The organism is Pseudomonas sp. EL_65y_Pfl1_R83, from assembly GCF_963970695.1.
Classification (GTDB): domain Bacteria; phylum Pseudomonadota; class Gammaproteobacteria; order Pseudomonadales; family Pseudomonadaceae; genus Aquipseudomonas; species Aquipseudomonas tritici.
This window is the reverse complement of sequence record NZ_CAXAQI010000317.1, coordinates 1-487: the sequence shown is the minus strand read 5'-3', so window position 1 is coordinate 487 and position 487 is coordinate 1. Positions and strand designations below refer to the sequence as shown.

Sequence of the window (487 nt, the reverse complement as noted above, 5' to 3'; positions counted from 1 at the left end):
ATCGCGATCGACGTGCCCGACAAGCCGTGTTTCACCAATGTCGATCCCAGCCAGCTCGATACGGCCTTGGTCAACATGGCGGTCAATGCGCGCGACGCGATGAACGGCGCCGGGAATATCGCCATAGCGGTACGCGCGGTTCCCGCCATTCCGGCGGTTCGCGCGCACCCGGCGGTTGCGGGCCGCTATGTCGCGATATCGATCCGCGACACTGGAATCGGCATCGATCCCGATCAGATCGAGCGCATTTTTGAGCCTTTCTTCACCACCAAGGGGGTTGGGCAAGGCACTGGGCTCGGGCTTAGCCAGGTGTTCGGCTTCGCCAAGCAGTCCGGCGGCGATATCACGGTCGAGAGCAGCCCTGGCCAGGGTGCCACCTTCACCCTCTACTTGCCTCAGGTCGATCCGCCGACGGTACAGGCGACCGAGCCGCCGGTCGAAGGCGTTGCCGATGGGCACGGTGCCTGCGTGCTCGTGGTGGAGGACA

General features: G+C 64.5%; 1 protein-coding gene. It reads left to right on the top strand.

Annotated features, from left to right (window positions below; all coding sequences use genetic code 11):
- The coding region (locus AACY08_RS29075; protein WP_339472531.1) for a sensor histidine kinase at nt 1–487 on the top strand (487 nt) is incomplete at both ends.